Source organism: Kribbella sp. NPDC004138 (assembly GCF_053603655.1).
The window spans coordinates 260451-282774 of the sequence record NZ_JBSGFZ010000004.1; the positions used below are offsets into that span (position 1 = coordinate 260451).

A 22324-nucleotide genomic window follows, 5' to 3' on the forward strand; every position below is an offset into this window, starting at 1 on the left:
ATGTACGAACTGAAGGTCGCCGGCCGGCTCGACCCCCGCTGGTCCGGCTGGTTCGCCGACCTCACCCTCGCCCCCGGCCCCGACAGCACCACCGTCCTCCGCGGCCCGATCACCGACCAGTCCGAGCTGTACGGCCTCCTCGCCCGAATCCGCGACCTCGGCCTCACCCTCATCTCGGTCGTCCCTGTCGACTAGCGCCTTTCGCATTCGGCGCCGGATCTCACACGAGTTGGACGAGCGGTTGTTGGGTGGGACCGATAGTCTCGGGCGCCATGAGCATGAGTGTCGCCATTGCGGTGATTACCTTCAGGCGACCTGCTCTGTTGCGGGGGTTGTTGACGAGTTTGCAGGCGCAGGAGCTGCCCGCGGACGGGGATTACGCGATCCGGATCGTCGTGGTGGACAACGACGCGGAGGGGTCGGCCGCGCAGGTGCTGGCGGAGTTCGCCGACGGTACGCCGTACCCGGTCGAGTCCGTGGTGGAACCGGAGCCGGGGATCCCCTTCGCCCGGGAGCGCTCCGTCGAGCTGTGCTGGAACGACGACGCGCTGATCTTCGTCGACGACGACGAGGTCGCCCCGCCCGGCTGGCTGCGGACGCTGCTGGAAGCTTGGGAGTCGACCGGCGCCGACGTCGTCACCGGCCCGGTGAAGGGCCACCTCCCGCCCGGCGCCCCGCCCTGGAACCACTACAGCGACGTCCACGACTCCACCGGCCGGCACACCACCGGCGAGGAGCTCCGCAAGGCGTACACGAACAACACGCTGGTCAGCCGGCGCGTCTACCACGCGGTCACCCCGGGCTTCCACCCCGCGTTCCGCTACACCGGCTCCAGCGACCTGCACTTCTTCCTCCGCGTCCACCGCGCCGGGTTCCGGATCGTCTGGTGCGAGGAGGCCTGCATCAGCGAGGAGGTCCCGGTCGGCCGCACCACGCTGCGCTGGCTGGTCCGGCGTGCCTTCCGCTCCGGCAGCGGGGACACGATCAGCCGCCTGCTGATCCGCCCGGGCGCGATCAGCTACGTCCTGGTGCTGGCCTATGCTTCCGCCCGGGTGATCTCGGCCATCGGGTTCGCCCTCGCCGGGCTGCTGCTCGGCCGGAAGACGCACCTGCTGAAGGCAGTCCGCCGGTTCTTCTCGGGCGTCGGTAGTCTCGCCGGGATAGTAGGGATCAACCATGACGAGTACCGGGAACGGCACGGTTCGGCCGACGGTGGCGGAGCTGTGCGCGGCGATCTGGACGGTGGAGAACGATCTGGATCTGCTCGGGTGGCGGGTCAAGGGGATGCATCCCTGGCCGATCATCCGGATGCGCGTCTTCCATGAGCTGACCCGCCGCACCGGGATCCACGGCGCGTCCCACCCGGTCCGGCGGACGCCGTACGACAAGGCCGCGCTGGTCGGGAAACACGTCGCCGGCATCGTCACCCGCACGCCGTTCCCCGGCCGGTACGACGCGCTCGTCGTACCGCACCCCCGGAAACCGAACGGTGTCGAGATCTACACCGATGAACTCCGGGCCGCGCTCGGCGACCGCGCCCTGATCCTTGACTCCGGGATCAACGGCACCCCGCTGCCGGGCAGCAAGAACCTGGACTTCTTCACCTCCGCCGCCGGCGCGGTCCACCGCCGGACCGCCGACGACCGCGGCATCGCGGACGCACTCGAGAAACTCACCGGTGTCCGGATCCCGGTCGGCGCGCTGCTGGCCCGCGAGGTCCCGAAGCACCTCCGGCTGCGCGCGCTCTACCGCGCGCTGCTCCGGAAGCACCGGATCACGACCGTCTACCTGGTCGTCGCGTACTTCCACCAGCACATCGTTGGCGCCGCCCGCGATCTCGGGATCCAGGTCGTCGAGCTGCAGCACGGCGCGATCAGCCCGTTCCACCTCGGGTACAGCTACCCCGGCCGGCCGGTGGTCGCGGACCAGCCGGACGAGCTGTGGTGCTTCGGGTCGTACTGGACCGACGTCGCGGACCTGCCGGCCGGGATGCGGACCGAGGTGATGGGCGCGCCGTTCCTGCCGAAGCCCGGGCCGAAGGACCAGCGCCGTGTGGTGTTCCTGTCGCAGGGAACGATCGGCACCGAACTGGTGAAGGTCGCGGACGCGGTCGCCAAGGAACGCCCGGACCTGGAAGTCCTGTACCGCCTGCACCCGAGCGAGCGTCCCGCGGACTACACGATTCCGTCCGGCGTGGACCTCTCCACCGGCGGCAGCACGCTGGACCTGCTGGCGACCACGACGTACCAGGTCGGGGTGTCCACCACCGCCCTGTTCGAGGGGATGGCGCTCGGCTGCCGTACGGCGGTCGCGGACCTCCCGGGACACGAGTACCTGGACCCGGCGATCGCGAAAGGCCACGCCCTCCTGATGCAGGACCCGGCGCAGCTCGCCGCGGCCCCGATCTGCCCCGACCCCACCGCGTACTACGCCCCGAGCAACCTCGCGCGGCTCCTCGCCGACTGATCGGTCAGGGCTCGCGGCCGAGGAGTCCGAGCAGGCGGTCCTGCAGCGGAGCGTCCGGCGGCACGGGCACTTCGGCGCCGTATACCTCGATGCCCTCGCCGAACGCGCCCGGCGTCCGGTACTTCGCCATCAGCTCGGGCGGGATCGCGACCGCCGTCGCCCAGAGCCGCTCGAGGTCGACCGGGTCGATCGTCTCGTCCTGCTCGGTGGCGCGCGCCAGGTCCCAGCCGTGCAGGACGAGGTCGTCGGACACCACCTGGTCGATGTGCTGCTCGGTCGTCAGCCGCCCGCTCGGTGTGTCGGTCTCGGTCAGCGCGGCCACCGGATCGTCGAGGACGTCCTCGATCGCGGCCCGGGCCTCCTGGAACGCGGTCAGCGGGTCGTCGGCCGGCTCCAGCTTCCGCGCGACCGGCGTCAGCATCGTCCCGTGCATCGTGACGACATGCTCCACCACGTCCCGCGCGGTCCACTTCGCGCACGGTGACTGGTTCCCCCACTGGTCCGGCTGCACCGCCGCGACCTTCCGCTCGAAGGCCTCGGCCCGCCGCCGGTACCGCTCCGCGATCTCACCCATCTCCAGATGGTGCCGCGCCGCACACACGAGGGGAAGCCCCAGCCGTCGCGCGGCAGCTCGACAGTACGTATACGCCCACTACCGGCGAGCGCCGACCCGCGCACGCCTGGAAGACGGGCGGGTCGGCGGACACCTCCTGTCGAGCTGCCGAATCTCCCCGGGCTGGATGTCGGTGGGGCCTTCTACGGTCTGAGGCATGCGGACGGTGGAGTTGGGGCGGACGGGATTGCGGGTCAGCGAGCTGGGGTTGGGGCTGGCCTCGATCGGGGGGATGTTCGCCGCGGTGCCGCAGGCGCAGGCGGTGGCGACGATCGATCGGGCCTGGGAGCTGGGCGTGCGGCTGTTCGACACCGCCCCGGTGTACGGGTACGGGTTGTCCGAGCAGCGGGCCGGGCTGGCGTTGCGCGGGCGGCCGCGGGGCGAGTTCGTGCTGTGCAGCAAGGTGGGGCGGCTGATCGAGCCGGGCGGCCCGGACCTGCAGCCGATCTGGGCGGAGCCGCCGGCCGGGCTGGGGCCGCGGCTGGACTACTCGTACGGCGCGACGATCCGGTCGTTCGAGGCGAGCCTGGAGCGGATGGGGATCGACCGGATCGACGTCCTGCACATCCACGACCCGGAGCTGGACTTCCCGGCCGCGTCGACCGAGGCCTTCCGGGCGCTCACCGAGCTGCGCGGGCGCGGCACGATCCGGGCGATCTCGCTCGGCGTGAACCACGCCGACGTCGCGGCCCGCTTCCTCCGCGAGACCGACGGCGGCCCCGACATCGTCCTGCTCGCCGGGCGGTACACGCTGCTCGACCAGTCCGGCGCCGACGAGCTGCTCCCGCTGTGCGAGACGCTCGGCATCGCCGTGCTCGCCGCGGGTGTGTTCCACGGCGGCGTGCTCGCCGACACCGCACACGGCGCCCCGAACGGGTACGAGCGCGTCCCGCCAGACGTGCTGCGACGGATCGACGTACTGCGTGAGCTCTGCGGCGCGTACGACGTACCGCTGCTGGCTGCTGCGGCGCAGTTTCCGCTGAAGCATCCCGCCGTACCGGCCGTAGTGGTGGGCGCGCGCAGCCCGCGGGAGATCGCGGAGGTGGCGGCGTGGCTCGATCACGAAGTGCCAGAAGCGTTCTGGGGCGCACTAAGGTCGGCGCTATGAGGTACATGCTGCTGCACAAGACCAACGACAGCCTGGAGGCCGGCAACCCGCCGGATCCGGAGATCCTCGAACGGGCGGACGCCGTTCTCGAGGAGATGCGTCAGGCCGGGGTGCTGGTGCTCGGCGAGGGCCTGATGCCGAGCTCACGCGGCGCCCGGGTCACGTTCCCGACGCCGGGTCAGCCGCGGGTGATCGACGGCCCGTTCGCGGAAACCAAGGAGCTCGTCGCGGGCGTGTCGATCATCCGCGTCGACAGCAAGGAGGAAGCCGTCCAGTGGGCCCTCCGCTTCGCCGAGGCCGACCCGTACACCCCGATCGACATCCTCGAGATCGCGGGCTAGCGCTTCAGGTGCAGGATCGGGTACGGCTTGCCGGTCGAGTCGTGCTCGCTGCGGGACGCGAACCGGAAGCCGTGGTGCTCGTAGAAGCCGACGGCCTGCGGGTTCTGCTCGTTGACGTCGACCGACGTGGCGGCGAAGTGCGCGAACGCGTGCTTCAGCAGCAGACTGCCGCCACCGAGCCGCTGATCTCCATGCCGCCACGGTCGCACCGCGGGCCGTGGGTGTCAGGCGAATTACGGGACGCTGACGCCGTCCTCGGCGGCGACGAGCGAGTCGATCGCCGCGAAGAACCGCGCGATACCGGGCAGGTTCGCGCCCTTCTCGCGGGACGCGGCGAGGTCCTCCGGCGTGGCCCAGTCGACGATGTCCAGCCACTGGTTGTCCGGGAGCTGCACGAGGCGTGCGCCCAGGAACCCGGCGCGGTCGGCCTCGAAGTCCGTCAGCATGTCGGCCCGCGCGGCCAGCAGCTCGTCCGTGCGCTCCGGCAGGACGCGGAAGCGGGTCAGTTCGACAGTGGACATCAAACAGGTCCTCTCAGGTGATGTTGGTCGCGGCCCAGCCGGCGATGTCGTCGTGGCGGATGGCCGCGGCCATCAGGTCGGGAAACTTGTCCGGGGTGCAGGCGAACGCCGGTACGCCGAGCTCCGCCAGCGCGGCCGCGTTCTCGGCGTCGTACGACGGCGAGCCCGAGTCCGCGAGCGCGAGCAGGGCAACCACCTGTACGCCGGACTCCACCAAGGAACGCACCCGCCGCAGCATCTCTTCCCGGATGCCGCCCTCGTAGAGGTCCGAGATCAGCACGAGCACGGTCTCGGCCGGCTTCGTGACCAGCTCCTCGCAGTACGCGAGCGCGCGGTTGATGTCCGTCCCGCCGCCCAGCTGGGTCCCGAACAGGACGTCGACCGGATCGTCCAGCTGGTCGGTCAGATCCACCACCGCGGTGTCGAACACGACCAGCGACGTGCGCAACGTCCGGATCGACCCGAGCACCGCCCCGAACAGCGCCGCGTAGACGACGGACTCCGCCATCGACCCCGACTGGTCGATCGCCAGCACGATGTCCCGCTGCACACTGTGGTTGCGGCGTGCATACCCGACCAGGCGGTCCGGCACGATCGTCCCGAGCGCCGGCGAGAAGTGCTTGAGGTTCGCCCGGATCGTCCGGTCCCAGTCGATGTCGGAGTGCCGCGGCCGCGCCGTCCGGCCGGCCCGGTCGAGAGCGCCGGTCACCGCGGCTCTCGTCCGCTCCGCGAGCCGCGCCTCGAGCTCGGCCACCACCCGGCCGACCACGTCCCGCGCGGTCTGCTTGGTCTCCTCCGGCATCACCTCGTTGAGCGCGAGCAGCGTGGACACCAGATGGACGTCGGGCTCGACCGCGCCCAGCAGCTCCGGCTCCATCAGCATCCGCGTGATCCCGAGCCGCTCGACCGCGTCCCGCTGCATCACCTGGACGACGGTGTTCGGGAAGTACTGCCGGATGTCACCCAGCCAGCGCGCGACCCGCGGCGCCGACGAACCCAACCCGGAGGCACGTTGCGTGCCCGAGCCCTCCTCCGCGTCGTACAACGCCGCCAACGCCGCATCCACGGAGCGGTCCGCGCCCGCCAGCGTCGTACCGGTCTCTTCCTCCGCTTCACCGCCGAGCACGAGGCGCCACCGGCGAAGCCGCTCGTCACTCATGAGACCCCCAGGAGTCGGGCGACCACGGGCAGCGCGGTCGCGGCCAGCTCGGCGTCGAGGTCGTCATCATCGGCGACGACCGCAGCCGCCGGGTCGCTCAGGACGCGGGCCCGGGCGCCGATCGACCGTCGCTCCGGTGCCGCGAACGTGCCGAACGTCCGCCGAAGCAGCGGCAGGACCTCCACGAACGCGTCGTCGGGGATCGCCGCCAGCCACCCGTCCACCATCGCGAGCAGCCGCTCGTCGTGGACCAGCAGCAACCCGCCGCCGGCCAGGAAGCCCTCGACGTACCCGGCCGCGTCCGCCGTCGGCGTACCGGACGACAGCGAACGTCCCAGCCGTAGCGCGACCTCGTGGTCCGGCAGTCTCGACGTGTCCAGCATCAACCGCGTCAGCCGGCCCCGGATCAGCGGCGGCACCGAGGCGCGATCGCTCAAGCCCTGCAACGTGTTGAGCCACTCCGAGCGTATGTCGTCGGCCAGCAGCATCGTCGCGTCCTGGACGCCGTCGATCAGCTCCTGGACGGCGGCCGCCGCGTCCGGGTCCAGCCCGTGCACGGTCCGGGCGAGACCAGCGCACACCCGCGACACCATTCGGCCCGCGACCGAGGCCAGCCCGGCCGTGTCGGTCCCGCGGACGTCGCCGTACCGCGAGGCTCGGGCGAGCGCGGGGAGCGCTGCCATCAGATGCCCGACATCGGCATCGGCCGCCGCCCTGGTGTCGATGCCGCGCAGCAGCGGCGGCAGCGCCTCCGCGAGGTCGGCGAGCAACGACTTCTCCAAGGCCGCCGTGACGTCGGCCAGCGTCGGCGAGTCGGCGTCCTTCAGCATCACAGACGTCGCGGCGCCGAGCACCGTCGTACCGTGGGCGCCGGCCGCGACCAGCTCGACCTCCAGACCCGGATCCCAGGCCAGTCGCCACATCTCCCGGAACGTGCCCTGCGCGCGCCGCTCGTCGGTGGCCGGCACGCCCCACTGCACGCCGAGGATCCGCAGCCGGTGCAGGAGCCTGGACTTGTCCAGGTCGTTGGGCTTGCGCAGGTCGAGCTCGATCACGCGCTCGCTCGGATCCCGCTTCATCCGCAACCGCCGCGCCTGCGCCGCCAGGTCCGCGGCCACCGGCGCCTGCGGCGTCTCCCCCGGCACCGATCCGAGCAGCTCCCCGACGACGGCCTCGCGGGTCACCAGATCCAGCAGTACGTCGTTCCCTCCGCAGAGCACCGCCCGCGTCGCTTCGGTCACCTCGCTGAGCCCGGCGAGTGGACGTTCCCGTAGCGCCGCCAACGTGTCGGCGAGGCGGACCGCCTCGATCACGTGCGCGCTGGACACGGGCAGGTCCTCGTTGCGCAGTACCTCGGCCACCTTGGCCAGCCAGCGGGTCGTGATCTGGTCCGGTGCGGTGAAGAGGTGGTGGTACCAGCCAGGTGACGTGATGCCGGCGCCGTACCCGCTCGCCGCGGCCAGCCGGCCGTGCGTCCACGGCACCCAGGTGCAGGCGACCTTGCGCTTCGGCAGGCCCTTCAGGATCCGCTGGTCGTGTGTTGCCGGAGGCAACGGCAGCTCGAGCGCGGGAACGTGCCAGGCGCCGCAGACCACCGCGATCCGCTCGAAGCCGTCCCGGATCGCCTTACGCAGAACGGTTCTCATGTACGCCTCGCGCTGCGCCTCCCGGCCTCCTGACCGGGGCGGTGGGGCGGGGAAGGAATCAAGCGGAGCTTCCTCGCCGTGCCGCAGCTCCCGCATCGCGTCCGCGATCACCGTGAACGGTTCGGCGCCCCCGCGGCGCGACTCGATCACGTCGTCCCACCAGCGCTCCGGGTCGTCGTACCCGCCCGCCTCGGCCAGTGTCGCCAACGGGTCCATCGACACGGATCGGCCGCCCGCGGAGCCGAACTGCTGCGCCGCGGGCAGGTCGCAGAACCGCACCGGCACCCCGGCCGCCAGCCCGTACCTGATCGCCTGCCACTCCGGGCTGAACACCGCGAACGGCCAGAACGCCGCCCGGGTCGAATCGTCCACCGCGTAGGCCAGCAGCGCGACCGGCGGCTCCATCTCCTCCGACGCCGCCAGCTCGACGATCTTGTCGGCCTCCGGCGGTCCCTCGATCAGGACGATGTCCGGCCGCAGCTCGGCCAGCGCGGCCGCCACCGCCCGCGCCGACCCCGGTCCGTGATGCCGGATCCCGAGCAGGTGAACGGTCATCCGGAGATCTCTCGGCAGGCGCGGTAGAACGGGGCCCAGTCGTCGCGTTCCCGGACCACGGTCTCGAGGTACTCCGACCACACGACGCGGTCCGCCGACGGGTCCTTGACCACCGCGCCGAGGATGCCGCCGGCCACGTCCGTCGGCCGCAGCACGCCGTCGCCGAAGTGCGCCGCGAGGGCGAGGCCGCCGGTGACGACGCTGATCGCCTCGGCGGTGGAGAGCGTGCCGGACGGGGACTTCACCGCGGTCCGGCCGTCCTCGGTGCGGCCGGAGCGGAGCTCGCGGAAGATCGTCACCACCCGGCGGATCTCCTCCAGCGCGTCGTCCGGCTGCGGCAGCTCGAGCGCCGAGCCGAGCTGGGCGACCCGGCGGGAGACGATCTCCACCTCGTCCTCGGCGGAATCGGGCAGCGGGAGGACGACGGTGTTGAACCGCCGGCGGAGCGCGCTGGAGAGTTCGTTGACGCCCTTGTCGCGATCGTTGGCGGTGGCAATGACGTTGAATCCCTTGCGGGCCTGGACCTCCGTAGCCAGCTCGGCGATCGGCAGCGCCTTCTCGGACAGGATCGTGATCAGCGCGTCCTGGACGTCGGACGGCATCCGGGTCAGCTCCTCGATCCGGGCGATCTTCGCGTCCGCCATCGCGCGCTGCACAGGACTCGGCACGAGCGCCGCCTCACTGGGGCCCTGGGCAATCAGCTGTGCGTAGTTCCAGCCGTACCGGATCGCTTCCTCGGCGGTGCCCGCGGTCCCCTGCACCAGGAGGGTCGAGTCGCCGCTGATCGCGGCCGCGAGGTGCTCGCTGACCCACGTCTTCGCCGTTCCCGGAACGCCGAGCAGCAGCAGCGCGCGATCCGTCGCGAGCGTGGCGACCGCGACCTCGATCAGCCGGCGCGGGCCGACGTACTTCGGTGAGATCTCGGTGTCACCGGCCTTCCCGCCGAGCAGATACGTGACTACGGCGGCCGGCGAGAGCTGCCACGCCGGCGGTCGCGGCCGGTCGTCCGTCGCGCGCAGCGCTTGCAGCTCGTCGGCATACTCGACCTCCGCATGCGGGCGCAGTACTTCGTTCATGTGAGCTCCTCGTACATCTCGCGGCGGAAGGTCAGGGTCTCGACGAGGCGGCGAAGCCAGGTGTCTTCCTCGCCGGTCGGTTCGCGGGTGATCGGATGGTCGAGTACGTCGGGCGGCACCGCGCGGGCCGCGATACTGGCGAGGCGGGCCCAGGCGCGATTGGTACCGACCTTGGCGAGCTGGTCGAGAATCATCCGGCCCAGCGGAGCCGGCCACGGTACGGGCAGGCCGCCCACCAACTCGGCGACGTCGACGGACTTGCGCAGTGCGTCGACGGCGCTCGCCCACTCGTTCGGTGGCAGCAGACGGAGCAGCTCGGCCGGACCGCGGCTGCCGAGGTCGGCGTTCGCCAGCAACAACTCCCGCGCCCATTCGGCGGCCCGCCCGGCAGTGTCGTCCGGCTCCGAACCGACGGCGCCCTCGCGGATCGCCGCCTCTGCCCAGCCTGCCTGCAACACCCCGGGCGCGCATCCCTCGACAGGTGTGTGCAACCAGGCGATGTCCATCGCCGCCAGCGGCGTGTTGGCGACGATCTGCTGGAACCACCAGGCCCGTTTGCCGACGCCTTCCGGGTTCTGCGAGTCGAGACCGTCGCGTTCCATCGACTGTGTCATCCGGCGCGGCAGGTCGACCGCGAGCACGCCCTGCGCCGGGGTCAGGTGCGAGTGCAGCCGCTCGGTCATGCGGACGCCGTACTGCGATCCCGGCAAGCGGGCGAGCAGTCGCGCGGCCAGCCGCCGTACCTCGCGGGAACGGTCGTCGAGCACGGACTCCAGGAACTCCTCGTCCGGCAGCGCGAGGTTGTCGGCGAACAACCCGAGGAAGTCGGCGCGCGTACCGGCCGACTCGGCCGGCCAGACCTCGACCAGCGCCGCGCGGGCGGCGGCCGGATCCTGACTGCGGGCGGCGCGCAGCCAGGTCCGCCGCTGGATCGCGTTCCCGTGCGTCCACAGCTCCGGATCGTTGCTCTCAGCAACCGCCGCGTGCAGGAACCGCCATTCGGGGTTGAGTTCCGCGAGCCACCGCGCGCGACGCCCGGCCACGGCGATGACGAGCGGACGGTACTGGGCACGGTTGCGCGCGTAGTCAGCGAGCGCAGGCAGGTGTTCGGGCGGGACACCCCAGCCGTTGTCGTCCGCGGTCCGCAGCCATTCACCCAGCGCGGACGTCTGGAATCCGCCCAGCATCGCGGCCAGTCGTCGCACCGCCCCGGGTCGCGGCAAGGGCCGGTCCTCGCCGGGCGCGGCCGGGAGCGGTTCGAGACCACGCAGGGGTTTGCGACCGGCCCGCTTGTACACGGTCGCGAGCGCGGCGGCGTCGAGCAGGTTGCCGTCGCCGAGGCGCGCCTGGATGTGCTGCGGCAGCTCCTCGAAATGCACCGGCCGCCGGTCGGTGCCCAGCAACGCCGAGCTGACCAGGCCGTCCCAGCCCTTCACGCTGCCACCATCCGATCGTCGCTGGTCACAGGATCACCGGCCGGTCGTCACGCCAGCAGGTCATCGGGCGGAGGCCGGCGCGGTTCCATTCGCCGGCCACGGTGACCGGGTCGCCCGCCGACACGGCCAGCAGCTTCATCGGATCCCACCCCGGCAGCAGTTCCAACCCGTCGCCGGCGCTGTCGACGAGCGCCCAGCCTTCGCCGTACGGCGCTGGGCGGACGTCCCGCAGCACCAGCGGCCAGCGCTCGTTCCACGGGTCGGCGGCGAGGGATTCGACGTACGACGCCAGTGCCTGGCGGACTGTGAGACCAGCTGGACGCGACGCTGGCCGGCGCGGATCGGTCTGGGTCAGGAGGGCGCGCATCGGCAGCGCCCCCGGGTAGAACGAGAGCGCGCCCGGCACGTACTCGCCAGGGCGGGCGGGCAGTGGGTCCAGCGGTCGCCCGGCGGCTGCGAACGTCAGGATCAGCCCGATCCGCCCGGTCGTTGCCCCGCGCAACCATACCCGGCGGACCGTGAGCCGCTCGTCCGGCTCGACCACCCGCCCGAGCATCAGCCAGTCGTCCTTGATCTTCTCGCCGTCCGCGAGCACGCGCGCGGTCTCGGTCGTCCAGCCGATGCGGCTCTGCACGGTGTCGGCGAGGGACGGCGGAAGATCCGCGAGGCGACCGTGCGCGGCGACGACGAGATGGATCAGGGACAGTTCCTCGAGCAGCTCACCCGGCCAGCCGTGACCGCGTCCGACGGCAGCCGCTGCCCGGCGTACCGCTCCTGCCACTCCCGGCGCCTGCGCGTCGACCATACGGGCCGCCAGCCGGCTCAGCTCGGCGTACGCCCGCTGGTCGAATCCGCCGAGGCCCTGCCGGACCTGGTCGTCCAGCCAGCCGGCCAACTCCGCCAGGCCCGCCGACACCCGGTCCGCCCGCCGGGCGGCCCGCTCCTGTGCCGCGACGGGGTCGGCGACCTCGCCCGGCTTCCGCTCCGGCCGCTCGGCACGCTGGCTGATCCAGGTCCGCACCCAGTCCGGCTCGTCCGCCGCAGGCACCTCGCCTTTCGCCCACAACAACAGCAGCCCGAGCGCGTGCTTACAGGGGAACTTCCGCGACGGGCAAGAGCACTTGTACGCCGGGCCGCTCAGGTCCACGCCGGTCTGGTAGGGCTGCTTCCCACTCCCCTGGCACAACCCCCAGACCGCACGATCCGTAGCCCCCGCGCCCGACCACTTCTCCCCCCGAGCCAACCCCTGCCCGGCCTTCACCGACGCGGCATCAGGCGCGAGCCCCACCACCTGCTCCACGTCCCACAACCCCACACCCGCTCCTCACCCGACGCCGTACCCCGAAGCATGCCACCCCACCCCGACAGCCGACCCGCCCGGCCGGTCTCCCGCGGAATTTGCCTGGCCGACCAGCGAAGTTGGGGGTTCCGTACCCTGAGTACGGGTGCAGAACCCCGCATTTGGCTGGTCAGCCAGGCAAATTGGCTGGTCAGCCGAAGGGTTGGCGGTGGTGGGCGTCCTCGGGGTAGCCGTTGCCGGAGGCGGGCGCGTGGGCGGGCGGGAAGGTCTGGTGCGCGGCCTCGCGATCGGGTGGCGCGGCCGGCGGGTGCGGGGTGCTGGAGAGGTTGTCGCGGATCGTGCCGAGCAGGCGGTGCTCGACGGCTTCGAGCTCGGCGATCCGGGCGCGGATCTCCGCTTCCTCGGAGCGAGCCTCGGCCAGCACCTGATCCGCCTCGGTCCGCGCGGCCGTCCGCAGCTGGTCAGCCTCCGTACGCGCAGTTGTCCGCAGCTGGTCAGCGTCCGTCCGCGCGGTCGTGCGCAGCTGGTCGGCCTCAGTACGCGCGGTTTCGCGGAGGTGGTCGGCGGTGCGCTGGCTGGCGCTGAGGACGCTGAGCTCGTACCGGCGGAGCTCGTCGACGAGCTCGCCGGCCGGGCGCTGGGAGTCGAGGATCGCCGCCGCGGGGTGCGGGATGTCCGCATCGGGGAGGGTGTTCTCGAGCGCGGCGATCTGCTGGTCCACGCGGGTGAACAGGTCCGCGACGTCGGTCCGCATCTGCCGGATCGTGTGCGCGGCGGCCTGCACCCGTTCGCCGGCCTCCCGCTCGCGTTCGCGCGCCGTACGCTCCGCCGAGGTGATCACGTCCAGCGCGACGACGGCAGCCCGCTCGGCCGGATCGTCGGAGATCTCCTGGTCCGACGGGGCGCCGGCCTCGCCCTGGTCGTCGTTCCGCATCGCCACCGTCTGTCGCAGCGGGACCTCGCGGATCAACAGCACCGCGAGCAGACTCACCACGGCGGCCCCGGCGGCGATCACGAAGATCCGCCCGGTGGCGTCGCCGTACGCGTGCCGGACGATCTCCTGGATCGGGCCCGGCAACGAGTTCACGTCCAGCAGGCTGCCCGAGCCGCCGGAGGCCGCGGCCGGGCCGAGGTCGCGCAGGTGCTCGGTGATCAGATCCGTCACCCGGGTGGCGAGGATCGCGCCGAGCACGGACACCCCGACCGCGCCGCCGAGGCTGCGGAAGAACGTCACCGTCGCGCTCGCCGCCCCGACCTCGCTGACGTCCACCGTGTTCTGCACCGCGAGCACCAGGTTCTGCATCGTCATGCCCATCCCGATGCCCATGGCAAGCATCCCGAGCCCGACGTACCAGTACGGCGAGGTGTGGTCGATCGTCCCGAGCAGCCCGAGGCCCACGGTCAGGAACAGCGCGCCGATCACCAGGTACCGCTTCCACTTGCCGAACCGGGTGATCAGCTGCCCCGACCCGACCGACCCGAGGAACGAGCCGAACATCATCGGGATCGTCAGCAACCCGGCCTCGGTCGCGCTGTACCCGCGGGCCACCTGGAAGTACTGCCCGAGGAACACCGCGCTGCCGAACATCCCCATCCCGACCGCCACGCTGGCGACGATCGCCAGCGCCGTGGTCCGCTCCCGGACCACCCGCATCGGCACCAGCGGCTCGGCGGCCCGGGTCTCGACCACCACGGCCAGGATCGCGAGCACCGCCGTACCGCCGAGGTACGCGCCGGTCTGCCACGACCACCACGGGAAGTGCTCACCCGCGAACGACACCCAGATCAGCGGCAGGCTGGCCGCGCCCGCGATCAGCACCGCGCCGAGATAGTCCATCCGGACGCGACGCTTCGCCACCGGCAACTGCAGGAACCGCTGCAGGACGATCAGCGACACGACGGCGAGCGGCACGCAGACGTAGAAGCACCACCGCCAGCCGAGCCACGAGGTGTCGACTATCACCCCGCCGACCAGCGGTCCGCTGACGGTCGCGAGCGCCATCACCGCGCCCATGTACCCCGAGTACCGGCCGCGGTTGCGCGGCGGGATCGCGGCGCCGACGATCGCCTGCGCGAGCGCCATCAGCCCGCCCATCGCGAGCCCCTGCAGAACCCTCGCGCCGATCAGGAACGGGACGTTGTGCGCGGCGCCGGCCAGCATCGAGCCGATCACGAACAGGATGATCGCGAGCTGCACGAGCAGCTTCTTGCTGACCAGGTCGGACAGCTTGCCCCACACCGGTGTGGACACGGTCATCGCGAGCAGGCTGGCGGTGACCACCCAGGTGTACTGCGTCTGCGTGCCTTCGAGGTCCGCGATGATCGTCGGCAGCGCGTTGCTCACGATGGTCGAGCTGAGCACCGCGGTGAACAGCGCGGCGAGCAGTCCGGCGAGGATCTCCAGGATCTCGCGGTGCGAAAGCTCGGGGTCACCGGACGCGGCCGGCGGTGGTGCGGCCGGCGCGTCGTCGGCGTACCGCGAGCGGTACCGGGTCGGAGTGGCGCCGGGGGCCGGCGGGGTCTGGGTGGCAGACATCGGTTTCCGTTTCGTACGGCGGGAACGCTACGACCGGGGGCAGCGACGTGCGCTGTCCTCGAGGCGGAAACGGCTGACTTGGGGTCCTCACCCAGCCCGGTATTTGGTTGCGACTACCAACTTTAATCCCGCACCGTCAGCGATCGTGCACCGGGAGCCACCAAAAGTTCCCTGACCAATTATGAGACGGACTCTCCTCGGAACGCGATTTCCACCGTACGATCCGGTGCTTGTTGAGTAATCAACACCCGGCCTCCGGCGGAGCTGTCAGGGCCCGCCGGAGGTCCTCATCCGAACGCCGCTACCAGTACGTCGACGCACTCGGACGACTGCCCCGCCACCGTCAGCAGGTTCCCGGGGGCGGTCCTGGGCGGATTGAGCGGTCCCATCCACAAGGCGCCCTCGGCCGCCTCGCACGCCGTTCCGTACACCACGGTCCACGCCGGCGAACCCGTCGACATCTCCACGACAGCCGCCTCGAAGTCGTCGATCGGCCGCCCGATCCGCGGCTCGAACCCACCCTCCCGACAGGCTGTCAGGAGGTGGTCCTGCAGCCACGGGTCGTCGGGCAACCGCAGCGGCATTCCGGCCAGGTCGATCAGCTTCACACCGTCGTCCGCGCGGTACGCCGTCGGGACCAGCACGGACAGCGGATCGCGCCAGAGCTCGACGACCCGCAGGTCCACGGCCGCGACCTCACCGCGAACGAACGCGACATCCAGATCCCCCGACCGCAGCGCAGTCAGATACTCCACCGTCGACCCGGAGCTCACCTGGATCTCGAGGTCCGGCGTGTGCGTGCGGAGGGTCGCGAGGCCGCGCTCGAGGCGGTCGCGAAGGCCGGGGGCGGTGCCGATGCGCAGTACGCCGGAACGCCCGGACGCCAGCTCCGCGGCCACCTCCGAAGCACGATCGGCCGCGGCCAGGACGGCCCGCGCCTCGCGCACCATTCGTTCGCCGTCGCCGGTCAGCCGCACGTGGCGCGACGAGCGGTCGAGGAGCCGCAGGCCCAGCTCACGTTCGAGTCGGGCGACCTGCTGACTGACGGCCGGCTGCACGATGTTCAGCCGCTCGGCGGCCCGTCCGAAGTGCAGTTCCTCGGCGACGGTGACGAAGTACCGCAGTTGCCGCAGCTCCATCGGACACCTCCGGCGATCACGATCCCTTATCGCTGCACAGCGTAACTGCGTCTGGGTCGGCGGCCGCCGCTTCCGTTGACTGGTGGACATGAGAATCGGACTGTGGATCGACGAAGAGGGCCGGGCCGTCGACGAGATCGGCGCCGCCGCGAAGGCTGCCGAGGACGCCGGCATCGACCGGATCTGGTTCAGCCAGCGGCTCGGGTGGGACGCGCTGACGCTGATCGCGGGCGTCGCGCCGTACACCTCGAGCATCGGGTACGCCGTCGGCGTCGTTCCGGTCTATCCGCGGCATCCGCTCGCACTGGCGGCCCAGGCGCTCAGCGTGCAGGTGCTGACCGGCAACCGGCTGACGCTCGGCGTCGGCTCGAGCCACCCGCACATGGTGGAGGGCATGCTCGGCCTGTCGATGGACGGCCCGGCGGCGTACGTGCGCGAGTACGTCGAGGCACTCGGGCCGCTGCTCGCCGGTGAGCCGAGCGACTATGCCGGCGAGCGACTGACCGCGCGCGGCCAGTTGGACATCGCCGGCGCCGAGGCGCCCGAGCTGATCCTGGCCGCGCTCGGCCCGCGGATGCTGAAGACCGCGGGCGAGCTGACCGCCGGTACGACGACCAGCTGGGCGGGCCCCGAGGTGATCGAGGACTTCATCCGCCCCACGATCGACCGGGCGGCGGCCGCGGCGGGGCGTCCGGCACCGCAGGTGGTCGCGGGCGTCTGCGTCGCGGTCACGGATGACCCGGACGCCACGCGGCAGTGGATCCGCGAGCGGTTCGGGGCCGCCGGTGACATGCCGGCGTACCGCGCTGTCCTGGACCGTGGCGGCAAGGCAGGCCCGGAGGACACCGCGGTGCTCGGTGACGAGGAGACGGTGGCCAAGGAACTGCAGCGCTTCGCGGACGCCGGGACGACGGAGTTCCTCGTCTGCCCGGTCGGGACGGACTCCGAGGTGGAACGGACCACCCGGTTCGCTCTCGACTACGCCGCGGCGCAGCGGTAGCCGTCGCCGAAGTGGATGCCGGGCGACGGGACCGACAGGACCGCCTTCTCGGTCCCCGCCGCGTCCATCGCCGCCAGGTGCTGCCGGACCGACCACTCCGGCCAGCGGGACATCCCGTCCGGCCGGAGGTGGCCCGCCCGCTCCGCCGCCGCGACGTACTCCGGCAGCAGGAAGTGGGCGTGCCGGTCGATCACGCGACCGGATGCAGCAGGTCGTCGAGGCCGACCCGGCGCAGGAACTCCGCGCGGATCCGGTCGGCCACCGCGTTCACCACGATCGCTCCGTCGTCGGACGGGTCGTAGCTGACCCGGAACGGCCGCTTGCCCTTCTCGGTGCCGACCACCTCGGCGATCAGCGTCGCGACCTCAGCGACGTTCGACCACTCCGGCTCGAGCTCGGCCAGTCGCTGACCGACCTGGTCCATCAGTCCGGCGTACTGCGTCTCGTACGCCGCGACCACGTCGGCGTCGGCCGGCGTTCCGCTGTGCAGGAAGTGGTTGGTGCCGTGGGTGAACGCACCCGGGACGACGATCGTCGTCTCGATCCCGAACCGGGCCAGCTCCAGCGCGTAGCTCTGCGCCATGGCGTCCATGCCGGCCTTCGCGGCGAAGTACGGCGCGAGGTACGGCGGGGTGCCGCCCCGGGTGCTCGAACTGCCGACCCACACCACCAGACCGTCGCGCTGCTCGCGCAGTACCGGCAGCGCGGCGCGGTTCAGCCGCTGGGTGCCGACGACATTGGTGTCGTAGAGGTCGAGCAACTGCTCCGGCGTGAAGGCCTCGGCCGGACCGGTGACCATGTGACCGGCGTTGTGGATCAGTACGTCGAACCGCCCCTGCTCGCCGACGACGGTGCGGACCGCCCGCTGGGTGGACTCGTCCGAGCTCACGTCGAGCTCGATCGGCCGGAGGTCGGCGCTGTACTGCTTGGCGTCGGCGGCGGCCGACGCGTTCCGGCCGGCGATGTCGCGCATCCCGGCGTACACGGTGTGGCCGGCGTCGGCGAGGGCCCGGGCGGTCAGGGCCCCGAAACCGCTGGACGCGCCGCTGATCAGAACGATCTTGCTCATGCTGCCGAACCTCCGTTGGCGTAGATGACCTGGCCGTTGATCCAGCGCGCCGGGCCCGCCAGGAACGCGATGATCTCGGCGATGTCCTCGGGCCGGCCGAGGCGCTCGAGCGGCGGCTCGGCGGTGATCCGGTCGATCAGCTCCTGCGGCTTGCCGTTCAGGAACAGCGGCGTCGCGGTCGGGCCGGGGGCGACGGCGTTGACGGTGATGTTCCGGCCGCGCAGCTCGCGGGCCAGGATCAGCGTGATCGCCTCCACACCGCCCTTGCTCGCGGCGTACGCCGAGTACGCCGGGCGCGCGAGCAGCGTCAGCGAGCTGCTGATGTTGACGATCGCGCCGCCGTCCCGAACCCGCCGGGCAGCCTGCTGGTCGACCACGAACGTGCCGCGCAGGTTGGTCCGGACGACCTGGTCGAACACGTCCAGGTCGAGCTCGGCCAGCGGCGCCAGCGGCATGATCCCGGCCGCGTTGACGACCACGTCGACACCGCCGAACTCGGCCTCGGCCCGGTCGAACAGCGCGCTCACCGCGGTCTCGTCGGCCACGTCGGCCTGCACCGCGATCGCGCGGCCGCCGGCCTGCTCGACCTCCTTGACGGTCTGCTCGGCGCCGGCCCGGCCGCCGCCGTACCCGATCACCACGGCGAAGCCGTCGCGGCCGAGCCGGATCGCGGCCTCGCGGCCGATCCCGCTCGATGCGCCGGTCACGATCGCCACTCGTTCAGTCATCGTTCCTGCTCCTGATCTCGATGTCGTGTGCTGCTGACATCTCGATCGTGCGCCGCCGGATGGATCAAATCCAACGAACCAAAACGATGCGAAGATCAATTCTGTTGATCCAAGTCCCGGCCGAGCTCGGTGCCGGGCGGCTGGTTCAGGTGACTGCCCACCAGGCCGAGCAGAGCACGCAGCGCGGCGGTCGGTTTCCGCCGCTTCAACGTCGCCATGTACAGCGACCACTGGAACGTCTCGTCCGCGATCGGCACGGCCCGGAGCGCGTCGACGTCCGCGACGGCGTACGCCGGAAGGATGCCGAGGCCGACCCCGTGGGACAGGAACTGCACGCCGTTCTCGATGCCGATCGCCTCGACGACCACGCGCCGCTCGATCCCGGCGGCCTCGAACTTCTGGTCGATCAGCGTCCGCGTCCCGAAGCCCGGCGGGAAGTCCACGAACGCCTCGTCGGCCAGGTCGGCCACCCGCACCGACCGCCGGCGGGCCAGCCGATGCCCGACCGGTACCGCCAGCACCTGCGGAACCCGCAGCAGCTCCCAGGCGGTCAGCTCGCGCGGCACACTGCCCTGCGCGACGCCGAGGAATCCGACGTCGATATCGCCGTTCCGGAGCCCGACGACGACGCCCGCGGACCCTTCCGGCTCGACCCGCAGCTGCAGCTCGACATTCGGATGCCGGCGGCGGAACTCGCCCGCGGCTGCCGGCAGGTCGATCAGCCCGAGCCCCGGCAGCAGTCCGACGCGCACGCGCCCGCGCATCCCGGCGCCCAGCTCGTCGACGACGTCCCGGGCGCCCTGGACCGCGTCGAGCACGGCGAGCGCCTCCGGGAGCAACGCCGTACCGGCCTCGGTCAGCACCACCCGCTGGGCGTTGCGCTCGAACAGCGTCACCTTCAGGTCCTTCTCCAGCGCGGAAATCGCCGCACTGACCGCGCTCTGCACCACGTGCAACCGGCGGGCGGCCAGCGTGAAGCTCCGCTCGTGCGCCACCGCCACGAAATACTCCAGCTGCCGCAGTTCCACGAGCGCAGTGTGTCAAAAGCTCCGCCCGGTCTCCGACGTACCCGCGAGAGAGAGGATGGACGGATGGATCTTCAGGACCAGGTACAACGGCGGATCGACGAGCTGGCCGGGACCGAGCTCGGTCTGCAGGTCGCGGTGTACCGGCAGGGCGAGCTGGTCGTGGACGCGGTCGCCGGCGACGGCGTCACGCCCGAGACGTTGTACTTCGCCGCGTCCACCGGAAAGGGCGCGTCCGCGACGGTCGCCAACGTGCTGGTGGATCGCGGCGCTCTCGACTACGACCGGCCGATCGTCGAGATCTGGCCCGAATTCGGGGCGCACGGCAAGGACACGGCGACGTTGCGGCACGTGCTGACCCATTCGGTCGGCCTCCCCGCGCTGCCGCCCGGAACGACCCGGAAAACGCTGTCTGAACAGGCGGACCGCCTCGCCGCCGCGGAGCCCTGGTGGGAGCCGGGCACGAAGATGACCTACCACGCCGAGACGTTCGGCGTCCTGGTCGGCGAGATCGTCCGGCGCGCGACCGGCCGGACGATCTCCGACGTACTGCGGGAGGTCCTGACCCCGCTCGGCATCGAGGAAAACGTGTTCTTCGCCCTGCCCGGAAACCAGCGGCACCGGCTCGCACAACTGGTGGAGCCCGAGGGCGCCGAGGAGACGTTCGCGATGCTGGCCGGAATGTTCGAGCAGGTCGTTCCGCGCGCGATGCAGCCGCGGGCAGCGGTGGTCAACCGGCCCGAGCTGCTCGCGATCGAGGACGCGTCGAGCGCGATCCTGACCGCCCGCGGGATCGCCAAGCTGTACGCCGCCCTGATCGGCGAGGTCGACGGAGTGCGACTGGTCCGGCCGGAGGCGGTGCCGGTGATCACCGGGCCGGCACTGGTCGCGCAGGACGAGCTGCTCGGCAATCCGGCGACGCTGGCGCTCGGCTACTCGATCGGGCGGTTGGGGTCGAGCGCCGACGAGAGCCCGGCGACCTTCGGGTGGCCCGGCATGGGTGGCAGCGTCGCCTGGGCGGACACCCGCTCAGGCGTCACGTTCGCATTGACCCGGACGCTGTTCGACCCGAGTGGGTCGGCGTCCGCGATCGAGATCGGTAACTTGGTTGCGAAAGCTCTTTGCTGAAAGCCCTTGTCCGTAAGGGGTTTCAGCTTCGGGACTCGCGGACCTGGTGCTGGTCGATCCAGACGAGATGGCCGTGGTGACTGACGAGAACCTCGTCGGTCCCGGCCGCTCCGGTCCGGCGGCCCAGCTCCTGACCCGCGATCCAGCGTCCGCCGATGCGGATCTGTACGGCGATCGGCCGCGCCGGTGAGGTGGCTACGGGCATGGCACCTGCTTCGTGACAGGGGCGGATGATGGAGGAGAGTGTGGAGGGCTGGTTGCTCAGCCAGAGGCCAGCCTACAACCGCAAGATGACAGACCGTTAGCGGTAACTCGAATTCGTCAGGAGCCACCGTTGGCCAGGCCGATCTTCGTCGTGCAACTGCACGATGCCCGGCGCTTGCACTACGACGTACGGCTGGAGGTGGACGGGGTGCTCAAGTCCTGGGCGGTGCCGCGGGGGCCGTCGCTGGACCCGATCGTGAAGCGGCTCGCGGTGTTCACGAGCGACCACGACCTCGAGTACGCGTCGTACGAGGGCGTGCATCGCGACGCGCAGTACGGCAGCGGTGCGGTGATCGTCTGGGACGCCGGCGTCTACACGAACCTGACCCGCGACGACCGGCAGCAACTCGTCGATCCGGCCGAGGCGATCGACCGCGGACACTTGAAGGTGCAACTGCACGGCGTCAAGCTCAACGGCGCCTGGGCATTCACCCGCACCGGCGGCGACTGGCTGCTGGTGAAGGTGAAGGACGCCGACGCCGACCCGGACCTCGACCTGACCGTCACCGAGCCCCGGTCGGTCCTCAGCGGCCTGACCATCGAGGAGATGGCGGCGTCCTGATCACCAGCCGTCGATGTGCAGGACGTCGTCGAGCGGCTGCCGGGCCGCGGGCTTGAAGCCGGTCCCGATCGTGTACGCCGTCGGGATCAGCACCGTCTGCCGGATCTCCTCGGGCAGCCCGAGCAGCTCGGCCACCTCCTCCTCGTAGGTCAGGTGCAGCGTCGTCCACGCCGTACCGAGGCCACGGGCCCGCGCGGCGAGCATGTAGCTCCACGCCGACGGCAGGATCGAGCCCCACAGCCCGGCCTGGTTCCCGGCCGGCAGCTTCCGCACCTCCAGGCAGGGAATGACCAGCACCGGCACCTGCCCCATCCGCTCGCCCAGGTAGGCCACACTGTCACCGACCCGGCGCTGGACCGGCCCGCGCTCGGGGTCATCGGCGTGCAGCTTGCCCGCCGCGCCCGGTCCGGCCAGGTATTGCTCGACGGCCCGCCGGTAGTACTCGCCGACCGCGGCGCGTTTCTCGGCGTCCGTGATCACCAGCCAGTGCCACGTCTGCCGATTGCTGCCCGACGGGGCCTGCAACGCGATCTCGATGCACTCCCGGATCAGCTCCATCGGCACCGGCCGCTCGAGGTCGAGCCGCTTGCGGACGGTACGGGTCGTGGTGAGCAGCTCGTCGGGGTTCAGATCGAGGGTGTAGGTCACGCCG

At 71.4% G+C, this 22324-nt stretch carries 24 protein-coding genes; 8 read left to right on the forward strand and 16 right to left on the reverse strand.

The window, feature by feature from the left end; genetic code table 11:
* From ACWEOO_RS07295 to ACWEOO_RS07305, 3 genes are all read left to right on the forward strand, one after another.
* A complete protein-coding gene (locus tag ACWEOO_RS07295; RefSeq protein ID WP_452142344.1) occupies positions 1–195 on the forward strand; it encodes a hypothetical protein in 195 nt (64 codons plus the stop codon).
* Between the two features lie 83 nt (positions 196–278).
* Positions 279–1325, forward strand: coding sequence for a glycosyltransferase (locus ACWEOO_RS07300; protein ID WP_452142345.1), 1047 nt, complete (start codon positions 279–281; stop codon positions 1323–1325).
* Complete coding sequence (locus tag ACWEOO_RS07305; protein WP_452142346.1) at positions 1309–2466, forward strand: hypothetical protein; 1158 nt, start codon at positions 1309–1311, stop codon at positions 2464–2466. The genes ACWEOO_RS07300 and ACWEOO_RS07305 overlap by 17 nt, the downstream gene beginning before the upstream one ends.
* 4 nt (positions 2467–2470) lie before the next feature.
* On the opposite strand, the gene ACWEOO_RS07310 is transcribed toward ACWEOO_RS07305, so the two are convergent.
* Positions 2471–3040 carry a TIGR03086 family metal-binding protein gene (locus tag ACWEOO_RS07310; protein WP_452142248.1) on the reverse strand — a complete coding sequence of 190 codons (570 nt, stop codon included), beginning with the start codon at positions 3038–3040 and terminating at the stop codon, positions 2471–2473.
* A 196-nt stretch (positions 3041–3236) separates the two neighbouring features.
* Here ACWEOO_RS07310 and ACWEOO_RS07315 point away from each other — a divergent pair, with 196 nt between their 5' ends.
* Positions 3237–4187 carry an aldo/keto reductase gene (locus tag ACWEOO_RS07315; RefSeq protein ID WP_452142249.1) on the forward strand — a complete coding sequence of 317 codons (951 nt, stop codon included), beginning with the start codon at positions 3237–3239 and terminating at the stop codon, positions 4185–4187.
* Complete coding sequence (locus ACWEOO_RS07320; RefSeq protein ID WP_359937207.1) at positions 4184–4528, forward strand: YciI family protein; 345 nt, start codon at positions 4184–4186, stop codon at positions 4526–4528. Before ACWEOO_RS07315 ends, ACWEOO_RS07320 begins: the two co-directional genes overlap by 4 nt.
* Here ACWEOO_RS07320 and ACWEOO_RS07325 read toward each other — a convergent pair.
* The 9 genes from ACWEOO_RS07325 to ACWEOO_RS07365 form a co-directional block, all read right to left on the reverse strand.
* Positions 4525–4737, reverse strand: coding sequence for a GNAT family N-acetyltransferase (locus ACWEOO_RS07325; protein ID WP_452142250.1), 213 nt, complete (start codon positions 4735–4737; stop codon positions 4525–4527). The two genes, ACWEOO_RS07320 and ACWEOO_RS07325, sit on opposite strands and share 4 nt — an antisense overlap.
* A 24-nt stretch (positions 4738–4761) precedes the next feature.
* The gene (locus tag ACWEOO_RS07330) at positions 4762–5049 is read right to left on the reverse strand and encodes a hypothetical protein (RefSeq protein ID WP_452142251.1); all 288 of its coding nucleotides are present in this window, start codon (positions 5047–5049) and stop codon (positions 4762–4764) included.
* A 13-nt stretch (positions 5050–5062) separates the two neighbouring features.
* Positions 5063–6208, reverse strand: coding sequence for a VWA domain-containing protein (locus ACWEOO_RS07335; protein ID WP_452142252.1), 1146 nt, complete (start codon positions 6206–6208; stop codon positions 5063–5065).
* Positions 6205–8409 (reverse strand): DUF5682 family protein, encoded by a 2205-nt coding sequence (locus ACWEOO_RS07340; protein WP_452142253.1) that lies wholly within the window; start codon positions 8407–8409, stop codon positions 6205–6207. The genes ACWEOO_RS07335 and ACWEOO_RS07340 overlap by 4 nt, the downstream gene beginning before the upstream one ends.
* Positions 8406–9485, reverse strand: coding sequence for an ATP-binding protein (locus ACWEOO_RS07345; RefSeq protein ID WP_359937196.1), 1080 nt, complete (start codon positions 9483–9485; stop codon positions 8406–8408). Before ACWEOO_RS07345 ends, ACWEOO_RS07340 begins: the two co-directional genes overlap by 4 nt.
* Positions 9482–10921 carry a DUF5691 domain-containing protein gene (locus ACWEOO_RS07350; protein ID WP_452142254.1) on the reverse strand — a complete coding sequence of 480 codons (1440 nt, stop codon included), beginning with the start codon at positions 10919–10921 and terminating at the stop codon, positions 9482–9484. Before ACWEOO_RS07350 ends, ACWEOO_RS07345 begins: the two co-directional genes overlap by 4 nt.
* 25 nt (positions 10922–10946) lie before the next feature.
* Positions 10947–12236 (reverse strand): SWIM zinc finger family protein, encoded by a 1290-nt coding sequence (locus ACWEOO_RS07355; RefSeq protein ID WP_452142255.1) that lies wholly within the window; start codon positions 12234–12236, stop codon positions 10947–10949.
* A 175-nt stretch (positions 12237–12411) separates the two neighbouring features.
* The gene (locus ACWEOO_RS07360) at positions 12412–14757 is read right to left on the reverse strand and encodes an MFS transporter (protein ID WP_452142256.1); all 2346 of its coding nucleotides are present in this window, start codon (positions 14755–14757) and stop codon (positions 12412–12414) included.
* Between the two features lie 287 nt (positions 14758–15044).
* Entirely contained in the window at positions 15045–15896 is an 852-nt protein-coding gene (locus ACWEOO_RS07365) for a LysR family transcriptional regulator (RefSeq protein ID WP_452142257.1), read from the reverse strand.
* Between the two features lie 88 nt (positions 15897–15984).
* Between ACWEOO_RS07365 and ACWEOO_RS07370 the strand changes: the two genes are divergently transcribed.
* Positions 15985–16896, forward strand: coding sequence for a TIGR03564 family F420-dependent LLM class oxidoreductase (locus tag ACWEOO_RS07370; RefSeq protein WP_452142258.1), 912 nt, complete (start codon positions 15985–15987; stop codon positions 16894–16896).
* On the opposite strand, the gene ACWEOO_RS07375 is transcribed toward ACWEOO_RS07370, so the two are convergent.
* From ACWEOO_RS07375 to ACWEOO_RS07390, 4 genes are all read right to left on the reverse strand, one after another.
* A complete protein-coding gene (locus ACWEOO_RS07375) occupies positions 16875–17090 on the reverse strand; it encodes a hypothetical protein (RefSeq protein ID WP_452142259.1) in 216 nt (71 codons plus the stop codon). The two genes, ACWEOO_RS07370 and ACWEOO_RS07375, sit on opposite strands and share 22 nt — an antisense overlap.
* Positions 17087–17965 carry an SDR family oxidoreductase gene (locus tag ACWEOO_RS07380; RefSeq protein ID WP_452142260.1) on the reverse strand — a complete coding sequence of 293 codons (879 nt, stop codon included), beginning with the start codon at positions 17963–17965 and terminating at the stop codon, positions 17087–17089. Before ACWEOO_RS07380 ends, ACWEOO_RS07375 begins: the two co-directional genes overlap by 4 nt.
* Entirely contained in the window at positions 17962–18693 is a 732-nt protein-coding gene (locus tag ACWEOO_RS07385; RefSeq protein ID WP_452142261.1) for an SDR family oxidoreductase, read from the reverse strand. Before ACWEOO_RS07385 ends, ACWEOO_RS07380 begins: the two co-directional genes overlap by 4 nt.
* Positions 18694–18788: 95 nt before the next feature.
* On the reverse strand, positions 18789–19721 hold the full coding sequence (locus ACWEOO_RS07390; RefSeq protein ID WP_363707865.1) for a LysR family transcriptional regulator: 933 nt from the start codon (positions 19719–19721) through the stop codon (positions 18789–18791).
* Positions 19722–19784: 63 nt separating this feature from the next.
* On the opposite strand from ACWEOO_RS07390, the gene ACWEOO_RS07395 reads away from it, so the two are divergent.
* Positions 19785–20846: a serine hydrolase domain-containing protein gene (locus ACWEOO_RS07395; protein WP_452142262.1), complete on the forward strand. Its 1062-nt coding sequence runs from the start codon at positions 19785–19787 to the stop codon at positions 20844–20846.
* A gap of 22 nt (positions 20847–20868) precedes the next feature.
* On the opposite strand, the gene ACWEOO_RS07400 is transcribed toward ACWEOO_RS07395, so the two are convergent.
* A complete protein-coding gene (locus ACWEOO_RS07400) occupies positions 20869–21051 on the reverse strand; it encodes a hypothetical protein (RefSeq protein ID WP_452142263.1) in 183 nt (60 codons plus the stop codon).
* Between the two features lie 129 nt (positions 21052–21180).
* On the opposite strand from ACWEOO_RS07400, the gene ACWEOO_RS07405 reads away from it, so the two are divergent.
* Entirely contained in the window at positions 21181–21672 is a 492-nt protein-coding gene (locus tag ACWEOO_RS07405) for a DNA polymerase ligase N-terminal domain-containing protein (RefSeq protein ID WP_359937162.1), read from the forward strand.
* Here ACWEOO_RS07405 and ACWEOO_RS07410 read toward each other — a convergent pair whose 3' ends face one another.
* Complete coding sequence (locus ACWEOO_RS07410) at positions 21673–22320, reverse strand: nitroreductase family protein (protein WP_452142264.1); 648 nt, start codon at positions 22318–22320, stop codon at positions 21673–21675.
* Positions 22321–22324 lie beyond the last annotated feature (4 nt).